Annotated in this window: 11 protein-coding genes; 1 reads left to right on the top strand and 10 read right to left on the bottom strand. The window is 70.7% G+C overall.

Features of this window, described 5'->3' with window-relative positions; genetic code table 11:
• Positions 1 to 25 precede the first annotated feature (25 nt).
• The 10 genes from ACH4XV_RS38055 to ACH4XV_RS38010 form a co-directional block, all read right to left on the bottom strand.
• Positions 26 to 820, bottom strand: a complete 795-nt coding sequence (locus ACH4XV_RS38055; protein WP_395797384.1) for a thioesterase II family protein — start codon at positions 818 to 820, stop codon at positions 26 to 28.
• On the bottom strand, positions 817 to 1,914 hold the full coding sequence (locus tag ACH4XV_RS38050) for a C45 family autoproteolytic acyltransferase/hydolase (RefSeq protein ID WP_395797382.1): 1,098 nt from the start codon (positions 1,912 to 1,914) through the stop codon (positions 817 to 819). The genes ACH4XV_RS38055 and ACH4XV_RS38050 overlap by 4 nt, the downstream gene beginning before the upstream one ends.
• On the bottom strand, positions 1,911 to 2,525 hold the full coding sequence (locus ACH4XV_RS38045) for a GNAT family N-acetyltransferase (protein ID WP_395797380.1): 615 nt from the start codon (positions 2,523 to 2,525) through the stop codon (positions 1,911 to 1,913). The genes ACH4XV_RS38050 and ACH4XV_RS38045 overlap by 4 nt, the downstream gene beginning before the upstream one ends.
• 1 nt (position 2,526) lies before the next feature.
• Positions 2,527 to 2,790: an acyl carrier protein gene (locus ACH4XV_RS38040; RefSeq protein WP_380009729.1), complete on the bottom strand. Its 264-nt coding sequence runs from the start codon at positions 2,788 to 2,790 to the stop codon at positions 2,527 to 2,529.
• Positions 2,774 to 4,324 (bottom strand): AMP-binding protein, encoded by a 1,551-nt coding sequence (locus ACH4XV_RS38035; protein ID WP_395797378.1) that lies wholly within the window; start codon positions 4,322 to 4,324, stop codon positions 2,774 to 2,776. The genes ACH4XV_RS38040 and ACH4XV_RS38035 overlap by 17 nt, the downstream gene beginning before the upstream one ends.
• A complete protein-coding gene (locus ACH4XV_RS38030; RefSeq protein ID WP_395797376.1) occupies positions 4,321 to 7,662 on the bottom strand; it encodes an amino acid adenylation domain-containing protein in 3,342 nt (1,113 codons plus the stop codon). Before ACH4XV_RS38030 ends, ACH4XV_RS38035 begins: the two co-directional genes overlap by 4 nt.
• Positions 7,659 to 9,962, bottom strand: coding sequence for a class I tRNA ligase family protein (locus ACH4XV_RS38025; RefSeq protein WP_395797375.1), 2,304 nt, complete (start codon positions 9,960 to 9,962; stop codon positions 7,659 to 7,661). The genes ACH4XV_RS38030 and ACH4XV_RS38025 overlap by 4 nt, the downstream gene beginning before the upstream one ends.
• A gap of 19 nt (positions 9,963 to 9,981) precedes the next feature.
• The gene (locus ACH4XV_RS38020; RefSeq protein ID WP_395797373.1) at positions 9,982 to 11,076 is read right to left on the bottom strand and encodes an NAD(P)/FAD-dependent oxidoreductase; all 1,095 of its coding nucleotides are present in this window, start codon (positions 11,074 to 11,076) and stop codon (positions 9,982 to 9,984) included.
• Complete coding sequence (locus ACH4XV_RS38015) at positions 11,073 to 12,425, bottom strand: lysine N(6)-hydroxylase/L-ornithine N(5)-oxygenase family protein (protein WP_395797371.1); 1,353 nt, start codon at positions 12,423 to 12,425, stop codon at positions 11,073 to 11,075. The genes ACH4XV_RS38020 and ACH4XV_RS38015 overlap by 4 nt, the downstream gene beginning before the upstream one ends.
• Before the next feature lie 857 nt (positions 12,426 to 13,282).
• Positions 13,283 to 13,444 carry a hypothetical protein gene (locus ACH4XV_RS38010; RefSeq protein WP_395797369.1) on the bottom strand — a complete coding sequence of 54 codons (162 nt, stop codon included), beginning with the start codon at positions 13,442 to 13,444 and terminating at the stop codon, positions 13,283 to 13,285.
• A gap of 334 nt (positions 13,445 to 13,778) precedes the next feature.
• Here ACH4XV_RS38010 and ACH4XV_RS38005 point away from each other — a divergent pair, with 334 nt between their 5' ends.
• Positions 13,779 to 13,931: a hypothetical protein gene (locus ACH4XV_RS38005; protein ID WP_395797367.1), complete on the top strand. Its 153-nt coding sequence runs from the start codon at positions 13,779 to 13,781 to the stop codon at positions 13,929 to 13,931.
• Positions 13,932 to 13,989: the final 58 nt, after the last annotated feature.

The raw sequence follows: 13,989 nt of genomic DNA, 5'->3' as shown, positions 1-13,989 counted from the left end.
TGAGGGAGAGTCGGATCACTGGGGGTCAGATCACTTCGACGTGCTGGTCGGCCCGAACGGCCCTCAGCAGCAGGTCGATCACCGCCGAGGGGCCCTTGTCGCGGAAGTGGAAGTGGCCGCCGTCGACCCAGTGGCACTCGGGCGGGCGCACACATTCCCCCTCCCACAACGCGACCTTGTCGGCGGACAGATAGGGGTCGTCGCGCCCGGCGATCACCGTGACGCCCACCGCCAGCGGCGCGGCGGCGGTGTACTCGTAGCCGGCGGCCATCCGGAAGTCGGCGATCACGCCGGGCAACAGCAGGTCCAGGACCTCGTCCTGGGCCAGCACCTCCGGGGGCAGCCCCTCGAAGAACTCCAGCGCCTCGGCGAACGCGCGCCCCTCCAGGGCGGCGAGCCGACACACCCGCTCCGAGGGCGCGAGCGAGGGGGCCGAGACACCGGAGACGAACAACCGGCGCAGCGTGGGCACATCGCGCAACCGTCGCGCGGTCTCGAACGCGACGAGGCTGCCCAGGCTGTGCCCGAACAGGTACACCGGGCGTGTGCCATCGACGCCCGGCGCGCCGGCCCGGGCCCGGATCGCCGAGGCCGCGCCGTCCGCGAACTCCGCCAGCGTCGGTCGGGCCTCGCGCGCCCGGTGCGCGCGGCCGGGCGGGCACACCGCGACCAGCTCGGCCTCGTCGCCCAACTCGCCCTGCCAGGCCAGGAACGACCGCGAGTCGCCGCCGGCGTGCGCGAAGCAGTACACGAGCGGGGTGTGCGCGGCGTCGTCGTCGCGCGAGACGAACCAGCCGTCGCCGGTCACGGACACACTCACGAGATCACCTCCGCCGGCGCGGACCCGCCGAGTGTCGCGGGCGCGCGCAGTGAAAACGAGTGGGTACGGTTCAGCGCCGGATCGCCCGGCCGTACGTGCAGTTCGCCCCGATCCGGCCGCAACACCACGGCCGCCACGGTGCGTTCCCGGCGGACGTCGCCGTTGCCCTCGACCCGGATCGGCGCCTTCGACAGCAGCGCGAAGTGTGCCTCGACGCCGGCGTCGGGCGGCAACTCGCCCACCCGGGCCCGGCAGGCGTCCAGCCGCTGACGGGAGAAGTTGCGCGCGAAGACGTTGAGTTCGTCGTGGGCGAGGAAGTCCGGGTGCAGGAAGTGGTTGGTGTGCATGCTCGTCGAGGACACGCTCACCCGCTGCTCGTCGTCCAGGATCTCCACCCACGCCGTCTTGCCGGCGTCGCACAACACCAGGTTGCGCGAACTCGCGAGCTTGAGGGTGCGCAGGATCCGCACCGCCTCGTCCACGTCGGCGGCGCTGTCCAACAGGTGACGGATGGCCAGGTAGGGCGGCAGGCCCGGCCGCCATCGGCCGCCCAGCACCAGGTTGAGCCCGACGGCCAGGCCGTCGCTGTTGATCCCGAGATAGCCCAGGAGCCCACCGAAGCCGAGCAGCAGGACCCGGCGGGGCGAGGCGGTCCGCGCGATGTCCAGGACACAGATCTGGTCGTCGAGGTCGCCGTTGAGATCGACCGTCTGGGCCAGCACCGGACCGGCCGGGCCGGCGACCGCGTACGTCGTACAGTCGCCCATGGTCGGGATGCGCTGGTATCCCATCACCTCGCGCCGGATCTGCAGCAGCAGCGCCTCGTCGGCGTCGAGCCCCGCGCCCTCGGCCAGCCCGCGCAACTCCTCGGCCAGCAGCGGCGTCTGTCCCTCGATCTCGACCCGGAAGGCGTCCAGCACGGGCCGCAGCGTCGTCCACGACACCGGGGTCGTCCCGACCCGGTTCAACCGGGCCAGCCCGTCGTCGAGGAAGGCCCGCAGGCTCTGCGCGCGCTCGACGCCGTGCCGCCGCCCGCACGCGAAGGCGTCGCCCCGGGCCCGCACGACCGGCACCGCGAGGGTGTCGGTGGTCATGCCTGCCCCGTCGGTCGGGTTACCTTGGGTCCGGCGAGCAACTGCTCTCGCACCGACGGCCATTCGCCGCGCAGCACGCTGTAGTAGATCGCGTCGCGGCGCCGCCCGCCCGGCATCGGGTTGAAGCTGCGCAGCACGCCTTCCTCGGTGGCGCCGATGTTGCGCAGACCCGCGCGCGCCTGGAGGTTGAGCACGTCGGTCTTGAACTCGACCCGTTCGGCGCCCAGTTGTTCGAACGCGTGCTCCAGCATGAGGAACTTCGCCCAGCGGTTGACGCCCCTGCCCCGGAACTCGGCGCCCAGCCACGACCAGCCGATCTCCAGCCGCCCGTCGGGCTCGGCGATGCTGCAAAAGCTCATGCTGCCCGCCGTGCGGTCCACCGACTTGTCGATCACGTTGTAGACGACCCGGCGACCGGCGGCCTGATCGGCCAGCGCCGCGTCGAAGAACGCGTCGAACTCGGCGTCGGTGGCGATCACCAGCACGAAGTAGCGCCAGATCTCGGGGTCCATCGCCTGTTTGCGGATCGCCTCGCGGTCCTGGGGCACGATCGGGCGCAGCAGGACGTGCTCGTTCTCCAGTGTCGTCGAAGCGGTCCGCACCCAGCTCATCTCAAGCCGCCTTTCCGGCGTGGCGCGACAGCGCCTCGGTCACATCGCGCAGCGTGCTCATGGCCGCGACGTCGGGTTCGGTGAAACAGGCCAGGTCCACCCCGGCATCGTCGCAGGCGGCCATCAGGAACAAGACCTTGTTCAGTGAAGTCAATCCGTACGTGCCGACCATGTCCTGGTCCGGGTCGAGGTCCTGGGGGGCGACGTCGGACTCCAACACCCGGGCCAGGTTCGTCCTGGCCACGGTCTCAATCTCGGACTGCATGGATGCCTCCCTCGGTGTCGTGGATCCGGGAACGGTAGGCGTCGAGAATGCGCCCGCGCCTGGGCTTGAGCTGCGAGGTGAGCAGTCCGTTCCCGACACTGAACCGGGGACTGGCCACCACCACCGCGCGTATCTGCTCGTCGGGCCCGAACGCGGCGTTGGTACGGGCGAGTTGTGCGGCGACGGCGCGCTCCAGGTCGGGTCCGCCCATACCCGCCGCCGGGGAGACCACGGCGACCAGCCGGGTCTGCGTCGGGCAGAAGACCACACACTCCTCGATCGCGGGACTGGCCTTCATCCGCTCCTCCAGCGGCCGTACGACGATCTTGCGGCCGTTGTCGAGCACGATCACGTCGTCGGCGCGGCCGTGCACGTACAGGAATCCGTCCTCGTCGAGTCGGCCGATGTCGTTGGTCCGCACCGTGCCGTCGGGAGCGAACACCCGCTCGGACACCCCGGGCGGCGCCTGCTCGTAGCCCGCGCACACCGGGTGGTCGGCGTGTACGTGGATCACCCCTTCGGCGTCCAGGATCACCCGTTTGCCCGGCAGGACGCGCCCGACGCTGCCCCGCCGATGTGCGCCGGGATGGTTCTTGGTGACGATGCACGTCTCGTTGAGCCCGTAGCCCTCGAAGATCGGCAGTCCCGCGTCCTCGAAGAAGGCCAGCGTGCCGGTCGAGGCCGGCGCCGAACCGGTCCACAGGTAGCGGATGCGGTCACCGAACAACCGTCGCGCGCCGTCGCGCCGCGCGGTGGCCTCGTCCGTGTCGGTACCCGCGCCGCGCATGCGCGCCTCGATGTGCTTCCTCGCCGTCTCGAAGAACCCCGGCACGCCCATCACCACCGTCGGCCGGATCGCGCGCAGCGCCGGGAACGCGGCCTCGTAGGTGCAGATCGTGACGTCGTGGCCCCAACGCAGCGCGGAATACGTCCAGTAGCGCTGCTGGAGCACCGACAGCGGCAGGAACACGAGCAGGTTGTCGCCGTCGCCGTGCGCGAACATCTCCTGGACCGCGCGCAGATCGTCGTCGATGCTGCCGACCGACGCGGTGAGCGTCTTGGGCTCGCCCGTGCTGCCCGAGGTGAGCTTCAGCGACAACACGTCGTCGGGCGCGTAGACGATCGGTTCCAGGACCCGACCGTCGTCCGGCAGGGCCGACGCGACCTCGATCTCGGCGAGCGCCCTGCTGCCGGGGGACTGCGGTTGCCCGTCGGTGAACAGCACGGCCAGTCGGTAGCGTTCGCGCAGTCCGGTGTCGGTGTCGAACTTGGCCGGGTCGAAGCCCACCGTCACCGCGCCCAGGCGGATCGCCGCGAGATCGAGCAGCACCCATCCGAGGCCGTTCGCGGCCAGGATGCCGATCCGGTCGCCCCGCTCGATGCCCAGGTCGCGCAACCACAGCGCGAGGCGCCCGGCACGCGTGTGCAGTTCGGTCAGTTCCATCGTCCGGGTCCCGCCGAGCCGGAAGAAGCAGATGCGCCCGCCGGGGGAGGGGGCCCGGGAGACGATGTGGTTGATCACCGAATCGCTCACGGCGTGCTCGCCCCCGCCCCGGCGCGCTCGGCCAGGCCGCGTTCGACGTGCGCGGCCATCGTGCGGATCGTGTCCACCTCCGGCAGGCGGTCCAGCGTGATGGTCAGACCGAACCGTTTGCGCACGCCGGCCAGGATGCGCGCGGCCACCAGCGAGTCGCCGCCCAGGTCGTACAGCGGGCGCGTGACGTCCAGGTCCACGTCCGCGACGCGCAGCGGCTTGGCCCACAATCCGGCGACCACCAGCTCCAGTTCCGAGTCGGGGGCGGTGGGCGCGGCCGACGCCGGTGCGACCGCCTCGGCCGCTGCCGCGAGCCGGGCCCGGTCGACCTTGCCGTTGCGGGTCAACGGCAGCGCGGTGTGCCAGTACACGGCGGCCGGGATCATGTACTGCGGCAGATGCTCGCGCAGCGCGGCGCGTACGGCCTCCACGTCCGGGCGTTCGTCGCCGGCCGGGACCAGATGGGCGACCAGCCGATCGCCCCGCGCGCCGGACTGTCGCGAGACCACCGCGCGTTCCACGGCGGGCAACGCCACCAGTCGGGTCTCCACCTCGCCGGCCTCGATGCGATAGCCGTTCACCTTGATCTGGAAGTCGCCCCGGCCGAGGATGTCGATCTCGCCGTCCGGCAGGTAGCGGCCCAAATCCCCGGTCCGGTACAGGCGTTCGCCGCGCTCCGGGTCGAGCACGAAGCGCTCGGCGGTCAACTCCGGGTCGTCCCAGTAGCCCCGCGCCAAACCCACCCCGGCCGCCCAGATCTCGCCGGTGACCCCGTCGGGCACGTCGCACCCGAACTCGTCGAGTACGTACGCCCGGTTGTTCGCGTTGGGCCGGCCGTAGGGGATGCTGCGCGAGCCGTCCTCGTCCGGGCCGATCGGGTGCGACACGTTCCAGATCGTGGTCTCCGTCGGCCCGCCCAGCGAGACGATCCGCGCGTCCGGCACGAGTTTGCGCAACTCCTGCGGCAACGTCGGCGCAATACGGTCGCCGCTCATCATCACCAGGCGCAGCGTGTCCAGTGCGTCCGTGCCCTCCGCCGCCTGGTCGCGCAGCAGCGACACGATCGCCGGCACCGAGTTCCACACGCTCACCCGCGCCCGGCCGCACAACGACAACCAGTGCGCGGGATCGGCCGCGCGGTCCGCGTCCGGCAACACCACGGCCGCCCCGGAGCACAGGGCGCCGAAGACGTCGTAGACGGACAGGTCGAAGTTGAAGGCGCTGATCCCGAAGAAGCGGTCCGCCGGCCCGATGCCGAAGCGCGCGTTGCAGTCGGCGACCACGTTGGCCACACTCCCGCGAGCGACCATGACCCCCTTGGGCTCGCCGGTGGTCCCCGACGTGTACAGCACATACGCCAGATGGTCGTCGTTCGCCGCGCCGGGCACCGGACGCGGATCGGGCACCGGTCCCGGCGGCAGTGGCCGGCCGGCGTCCAGCACCAACACCTCGCGTTCCGCGTCGGCGCTCGCCTCCCCGTCGTTGGTCAACATCACCCGCGTCCGGCCGTTGTCCAGCATGTACGCGCGCCGCGCCGGCGGAAGCGCGGCATCGACCGGCAGGTACGCGGCCCCGGCGAGCAGCGTCGCGACAATGCCGACGACCTGCTCGGGGCCTCGATGCATCACCAGCCCGACCAACTCGTCCGGGCCCACGTCGCGGGCGCGCAACCAGGCGGCGGCATGCGCCGCGTGCCCGTACACCTGCGCGTAGCTCAGCGAGGCGTTCGCGGTCAGCACCGCCGGCGCGTCCGGCGCGCGCTCCACGTGCGCCAGGAACGCGTCGATCAACATGCCCGGCGCGGGCAGCGGCGTCGCCGTCGCGTTGGCGGCCCGGCGGCGCTCGCGCTGCGCCTCGGGCAGCAGGTCGAACGTCCGCGCCGACCACGACTCCTCGGCGAGCAGCGCCTCCAGGAGGTGCTGGTAGCCCGATACCAGGTCCGGCACCAGGCCGTCCGGGAACAGCCCGTCGACGCTGTCGAACTGCACCACCACGCCGCCGTGTTGCTCGAACGTGGAGACGTCGAGCCACACCTGCGGAGTCTGACTGGAGGTGTACACCTCCGGCCCGAACAGCTCCAGGGCCGAGCCGTCGACGTCGGCGTGCGCGTAGCCGAGCGTGCTGTTGAACGTGTACGGCATCGGCCCGCGCGCCGCGCCGTCGCCGCGCCGGGCGGCCTCGCGCAACACCTCGATACCGGTGAAGTGCCGGTTGTCCAACCCCCGGCGCAGCCCTGCCTGCAACGCGCGGGCCCGCTCGACGAAGGGAACGCGCCGATCCACCTCGATCTCGACGAGCATCGTCTCGCAGAAGTTGCCGACGGCCTCGAAGATGCGCGGGTGGATCGGCGGACGGTTCGCGACCGTGGTGTTGATCGTGAACCGCGAACCGGCGCCCCAGGCCGCGAGGGTGTCCGCGTAGACCGCGAACAGCACTGCGGAGGGGGTGAGTCCGGCCGTCGCCGCCCGGGCCTTGAGCGCGGTCCACCGCGGCTCGGTCAGCCGGGCGAAGCGCGCCGTGAAGCGTGGGGCCACGATCGAGGAGGGGCTGGTACGCAGGGGCAGGTCCGGGGCGGGCGCGAGGTCGTCGAGGCGGTCCATCCAGTAGGCGCGGGCCCGCTTCGCCGGTGCCCGGGTGCGCGCGGCCTCCACGGCGGCCACATACGCCTCGAAGGACGCCTCCTCCGCCGGGGCCTCGGCCGTACCCTCGGTCGCGTCGTACGCCCGGCGCCAGTCGCGGAAGAACAGGAACATGCCGATCGCGTCCATGACCAGGCCGTCGTGGTCGACGTGCAGCACCATCCGGTCGTCCGCAAGCACGGTGACGTCGACCGCCACGAGCGGCGCGCGGTCGGCGGGCAGGATGCGGTGCGAGCGCGACGCGCGTTCGGCGCGCAGGTGTTCGTGCCACGTCGCCTCGGTCGCGCCGCGCAGGTCCATGCGCCCGACGCGCACCTCGACCTCGGTCTCCCGCACCTGTCGGCCGTCGGGGGTGAAGCGGGTGCGCAGCGCGTCGTGGCGCGCCACCACCGCGCGCAGCGCGGCCTCCAGGCGGTCGAGATCCCAGGCGCCCTCGATCTCGTGGTAGACGTGACTGGCCACGTTGCCCATCTCGACGTGCTCGCCCCGCCCGACCAGGTAGCTGCGTTGCAGGTCGGTCGGCGCGAAGCCGTCCGGCGGGTCCAGGTGGGCGACCAGGGCCGCCTTGTGCTCCTTGATCAGACGCAGCAGTTCGGGATCCATACGTTCCCGGGGACCCTGCAGGCGCAGATCGGCTCCGGCGGCCGAGATGGTCAGCCCCCTGGCCTCGATCTCGCGGAGAACGCCGAGGTGGTTCACGCCGGCACCCCCGTGCGGGCGGCGACGTCGTCCGGGTCCAGGCCCTCGGCGATCAGCGCGCTGAGTTCGGCGACGGTGCGGGCGCCGAGCAGTTCCTCGATCGGGACGTCGGCGTCGACCTGCTCGGTGAGCTGATACTGCAGGGCGATCGCCTGTAGCGATGCCATGCCCAGCTGGATCAGTGAGCGGTCGTGCACGGGCTCGTCGGCGGGCAGCCGCAGGAGATCGCGCACCAGCGCGCTGAACCACGGGAGCAGCGGTGGGGCCGTTTGGTCGGCGGCGGCCGAGGAGGGGTGCGCGTCGGTCGTCCCGGGAACGGCGAAGAACTCCTGTCCCGCCAGGTCGACGACGGTCCCCGCCGGTACCAGGTCGACCCGGGCGGGCCAGCGGGTGGGTGCGGGGATGCCGAGCGCGGTCGACAGGCGCTCCGCGAACCGGGGCATCACCGGGGCGCCGCACGTGGCGAGCAGTCGGGCGGCGGCCAGTTCGAGGGCGATCCCCGTACGCGCTTCGTCCTTGAAGTCCGCCACGTCGGCGGCGGGGGCCTGGAGGCGGACGAAGGCGGTGACATCGGTGACGATGCCGTCCAGCAGTTCGGCCGCGCGGTTGAGCGAGAAGCCGTCCTGCCCCAGGGCCCCGGTCAGCGCCGACCGGCGCGCCTCCAACCGGGCCAGGAAGGCGGCGTGTTCGGGCCGCCAGACGCCGGCGTCGGGCGCCACGCCGGCGTACCGCTCGGCGACGCGCCCGCCCAGGTCGTCGAGCCACGTCTGCCAGGTGCCGACCAGGGTGTCCCGGACGAAGGTCTCGTACGCGTCGGGGGAGAAGCTGGTGCGCCGGCCCTCGGGGCGGGTCAGCGCGAGGTAGAAGCGGATCGCGTCGACCGTGCGGGGGTTCAGCACGTCCTTGCCCCAGATCGCGTGGCCGCGGCTGGTGGAGAACTTGCTGTCCTCCAAGAGGTAGAACTCGTTGATGTTGTAGTCGATGTCCGGCTGCCAGCGCGGATGCGCGACCCGGTACAGCGCCGGGATGAACATGGGGTGGAAGAAGCTGCCGTCCGACCCCAGGAAGTGCACGATCTTCCAGTCGGGCGAAGGGGCGTTCGCGTCCCAGTCGCGGCCCAGGTCGCGGCCGAGTTCGCCGATGCCGTACAGGATGCTGAAGGCGTAGTCCAGCCAGGACCAGATCACCTGGCCCGGCACATCGGTCTCGGCGGGGGCGATACCCCACTCGGCCACGTGCGTGACCGGGATGTGCAACTGCTCGCGGCGGCCCAGGCGTTCGGCGAGCTCCTTGACCGCCGCCGGCACCCGGCCGAGCCGGTGGTGGTCGGTGATCACCTTCCCGAACTCGTGCAGCGGGAAGGTGTAGCGCACCAGCGCCCGCTCGTGCGGCGGCGTGTCGCACGCCGCCGAGCGCGGCTCGATCAGGTCGGTGCACACGTTGGGTTCCAGGCACGTCTCGCAGATGTTGCCGCCGCTGTCGCCGTCGCACGTGGGGCAGCGGCCGGACACCCCCGACTCGTACAGGTATTCGCCGGTGTCGGCGGCGAACAGCGCGGCGCCCTCGCGCGGCGCCACGGTTCCCGACGCGGTCAGTCGGGAGAAGAACGCCCGCAGCGCGGCCGGATAGGCGTCGTCGCGGCTGGTCGCGGTGTACTGGTGGACGTCGATGTCCATCAGCTTCAGTGTGGCCAGGATCTCGGCGCTGTAGTGCGCGGCGGTCTGCGCCGGCGTGCGGCCCTCCCGACGGGCGGCGGCCACCACGTAGTTCTGGTAGTCGTCGCTGCCGGTGATGTGCCACGCGTCGGCGCCGAGCATGCGCTGGTGGCGGACGAACACGTCGGCGCCGAAGAACGGCCCCGACAGGTGCCCCAGATGCAGGTCGCCGTTGGGCGTGGGCGCGGAGGAGAAGACGAACACGGGACGGGTGCCGAACCCGCGGTGCCCGGTGTCGTGGGCGGCGGTCGTCGCCCGCTCGCCGTCGCGCCAGTACAGGCTGACGAACAGCAGGTCGGTGTCTCCCGTGTTCTCCACGGAGTGGGTCTCGAAGGGTTCGAACTGGACCACGGTGGAAGCGGACACCGGATGGCGCTCGGCGTCCACGGTCAACTCCCCGGTGCCGGAGACGAACACCCATGTCTCCGTCTCGTCGTGCTGGTGCGCCTCCGAGCGCGCGCCGGGGGCGACGCCGACCCAGGTCGCGCCGACACCCAGCCGCGTCGCGGAGCCCGCCTCCACGGCGGCCACGGCGACGCCGTCGGCGGCGTGCGGGGCGTCGGGGCGGTAGGTGCTGATCTTCACGACGGCTCCTTCACTTCGATCACGCGTGCGCAGGAATCGAGGACAGGTCCAGCAGATCCGCGGCCTCCGCCGCGATCGCCGGGGCGAGCCGATATCCGGACCCGTTGGCGGCGCCGGCGAAGACGACACGTCCGCCGCCCAGCGCCCGCACCTGCGGTTCGCCGGTGGGGCTGTACGCGTCGCAGAACACCCGCCCCGAGACGCGGTGTTCGGCCAGCGAGGGGGCGTGGCGGCGCAGGTTCGCGCGCGCCTGGTCGACGTCGTCGGCGGACAGGCCGCCGGCCAGGTCGTCGGGATCGACGTCCCAGGTCGTACAGGTGTAGCTGAACAGCCAGTGCCCCGAGGCGTGCAGCGGCAGCAGGAAGGCGTCCTCGTCGTGGAAGACGACGGCCCGGTCGGTGCGGGTCGGGACCCGTTCGACGTGCAGGGCGACGATCTTCTTGACCCTGGCGCCCAGCGGGGCCAGCAACTCGCGCCAGGCGGGTTCGGCGAGCCAGGGTCCCGGGGCCAACACGACCCGATCCGCGCTCACCGTCTCGCCGGTGCCGAGGGCGATTTCGACGCGGTCCGCGCCCCGGTCCGCGTGGCCGACGGCGCGCAGCGCGTCCACGTGCACACCCTCGCGCAGGGTCACCCGTGCCCGCAGTTCCCGGGTGAGGTCGTGGACCAGCGTGTAGACGTCGGCGTACTGGGCGCCCCGACAGTCCCAGACTCGCGCATGCTCGGGAAGTCGCAGATCGGGCGGGCCGGTTCGGTCCTCGGGAGGGTCGACGGGGGTCAACTCGGCACTGTCGAGGTAGATCTCGCGCACCCGTGCGGCGTTCGCGGGTGAGGCGACCACCGACATCGGTACCGCGTGAATCGGCAACGCGGGTGCGGCGTGCTTGAGGTCGGCGTAGTACCGCTGGCTGTACGCCGTCATTCGGCGCACCCGCTCCGTCGCGCCGCGCGGACAGTGCAGCCCGGCCGACCGCCGGCTCGCGCCGGTACCGACGGTGTCCCGGTCCAGGAGCAGGACGGACGCCTCCGGCGCGCGGGCGACGATCTCCCGGGCGACCAGGCAGCCGACGATTCCCGCGCCGACGACCGCCACATCGGTGTGTTCCCGGCTCACAGCGCGTCCAGGTCGTCGACGGGCGGTTTGGCGGACCACTCCACGAACGACGGCAATTGTTCGTCGGAGCCCACCCCCAGAAGCCGGTCGAGGATGCGCCGGCTGCGCCAGGCGGTCAGGCTCAGATTGGGATCCGCGAGGCCGCGCTGACCGCGTGCCGCGTTCTGCATGAAGATGAGGCGATCGCGGGGGCCGTCCCACTGCACGGCGAAATCCCGGTCGATGCGATACTCGTCGCCCTCACGTTCCAGGCGGCTTTCGATCGGCGCGAGGAATTCGGTCGACGCCGGACGGAATCCGGTGGCCCACACGATGGTGTCCACGTCCACGTACTCGACCACACCCGGGCGGTCGTTGTGGCCCATCTCGATGGTCCACCCGCCGGACTCGTTCCCGCTCACGTCGGTGACCCCACGATTGGGCAGCAGCGCCAGCAGATCCTGCGTGCCCTCGATGAAGCGGTGCTCGTAGCAGCGCTGGTAGATCTCCCGCAACGTCGACTCGGAGATGCCGTCGCTGCTCAGCACATGACGACTGTTGAGCGACTCGCGGACCGCCCGGTCCACGCCGGCGAAATACTCCGAATAGCTCGGCGTGTAGTACTCGTTCGTGAACGGCGAGTCGTCGATGGGAAAGTAGTTTCCGCGCCGCGAGATCCAGGTCACGCGCCGGGGCAGTTCCTGCGGCGCGCGGGATATCAGATCCAGGAACGCCTCGGCCCCGGACTGGCCGCCACCGACCACGGCGATCCGCTTCCCGGCGAGTCCGGGGCGTTTTCCGTCGATGAAGTCGCTGACGTGGAACTGGGTGTCGCCGAGTTTGTCCCGGGCATGCTCGGGAACCCACGACGTGGTACCGACACCGACGCAGATGTTCTCCGCCGTCACGGTGCGCCGGCCGGTGTGCACGACGAACGTGTCACGTGCGTCGTCGAACTCCACGGCGACCACTTTTTCGCCGAAGACGATGTTCTCGTTGCGTCGGCTCGCCCACTCCAGATAGTTCCTGAATTCCCGGCGGGGAACCGCGTCGTATTGGGCGTTGATGAAGTGGTAGATCTTGCCCTGCTCGTGCAGATACGAGAGGAAGGAGAACCCGTTGGTCGGGTCGGAGAGGATGACGAGATCCTTGAGCAGCGACACCTGTAACGACGCGCCGGGGATCTGCTGATTGTCGTGCCAACCGAACCGCTCCTTCTGGTCGAGAAAGAGGTTCGGTGTCTCCGCGCGCCCATGCAGCAGTGACGCCAGGCTCAGGTTGGCGGGACCGACTCCGATGCCGACACAGCGGTACTGCGCCGACTGGGGCTCGATGTTTCCCGAAACACGGTTTTCGACTGGTTTCCCCACGGCTCGACGACACTCCCAGCACTCGCGCAGGACTGGTCACCCGGCGAAATCCCCGTTGGACGCGCGTAACACGCGGGACGACCGGGGGACAGCCCCGGGCGTCGGGAACGGCACGCACGGAGCTTCACGACGGATGCTTCTCGGAGGGGTGGCCGCCGGGCGCCGCGGTGGTCGAACGGTGGTCCGCGGTGCGTCGGGCGGTGACAAGTGGTCGGATGGTGCGCGCACGAGATTCCCTGCCGGCCTGTTCTCGAATTTCGAGAGTCGGCGGTCGGGACGCGGAGGCCGGGCCCGGCTCGTCCGGTCGAGTCGATGCCGATGTCGACCGGAGGAGAGGGCGTCGGCTTCGCGGGGAAGCTTCGGAATGGCTAGGGTTCAGCTATTCATTTCAATTTAACCAAAGGTTCGGGTCATCAAATTATCCCGTGCGACTTCGCGCGGACTGATGACCGGGATTGACTGTATAGCAGGCCGGTCGGCTTGGCTAGTGTGTCGCGGCCAATCCGGCGGAAGATCGATTACCCGTCGATCGAGGGAGAACGCGAAGATCGTATTCCGTTTCCCCAATCTGTGACAACTGCCGAGATGGCATTGATCGGGTCGTTTGCCTTGGATATCGGCGAGTGTATGCGCAGGTCGGGCCATGGGTGGGCGAATTTGATCATCGCCGGCCGACGGGATCGATGAAGATCGATGCGCGCATTCTTGGCGACGGCATATCGTCGCGGTTCCCGAGGGAGGGGAGCCCTCGATTTCGGGATCGTCCGGGTGCCGGCTCGGCCGGACGGACGGACGCAAAGAAGTGTGGTCCGGGCGCTCGTCGAGCCGGCGATGCCGCCGTGCTCGGTGCGCGTGGATCAGGTGTGTACGGCCGTCGTCGTCGTGGCGGTCTGCCGCGCGGCGTGCTCCGGGCGGGGCCGGCTCATCACGCGGGCGAGGTACCGGCCCAGGGACAACAGCGCCCAGAGCGGTACCCCGAGGAGGGTGAGGGCGAGGAACAGGCCGCCGATGAGGAACATGAATCGGAAGTATGCCGGACGAGATGGGGCACGTCACCCTCTTCGGGTCGATCGACTCGGCTCCACCTCGGGATCGACGCCGTCCCCGACACCGACGGATCGTCCGGAGGAGCGATTTCCGGCCGGCCGGCAGGTCCCGCCCGCCGGCCACCGGGCCCGCCGGCGCCGACCGGGAATCGGGTCCGGGTGCGGTCGGACAAGTGTCCGGAATTCGGCTGCCGTCCCCAGGAATTCCCGCCAATGATGAGATCTGTCGGCGGGTATGTGGGCCTCCCCGCCCGTGATCGATTCGCCGACGCACCCCTCACCGAAAGCACACGGAAGGGAGATTGCGATGGAATTGCACGGCGGTACGGAACTCCACATCGAATCGGCCGACGAGGACGAATCGTTCGACATTCTCGTGGGTGATCTGGAGTTCGAACTCGTGGACGACCGGCTCCGTCCTCCGACGAGTTGTACCCACTACGGGTACTGCCCGGCCTGAGGCTGAGCCCGCACGTCGGATGCCGTGCCCGAGGGTGCGGCATCCGGCGTGTTCCGGC

The sequence above is a fragment of the Embleya sp. NPDC020630 genome (assembly GCF_044334985.1).
In the GTDB taxonomy this organism is placed as follows: Bacteria; Actinomycetota; Actinomycetes; order Streptomycetales; family Streptomycetaceae; genus Embleya.
The sequence above is the reverse complement of the archived record's forward strand: the minus strand, read 5'-3'. Positions and strand labels throughout refer to the sequence as shown.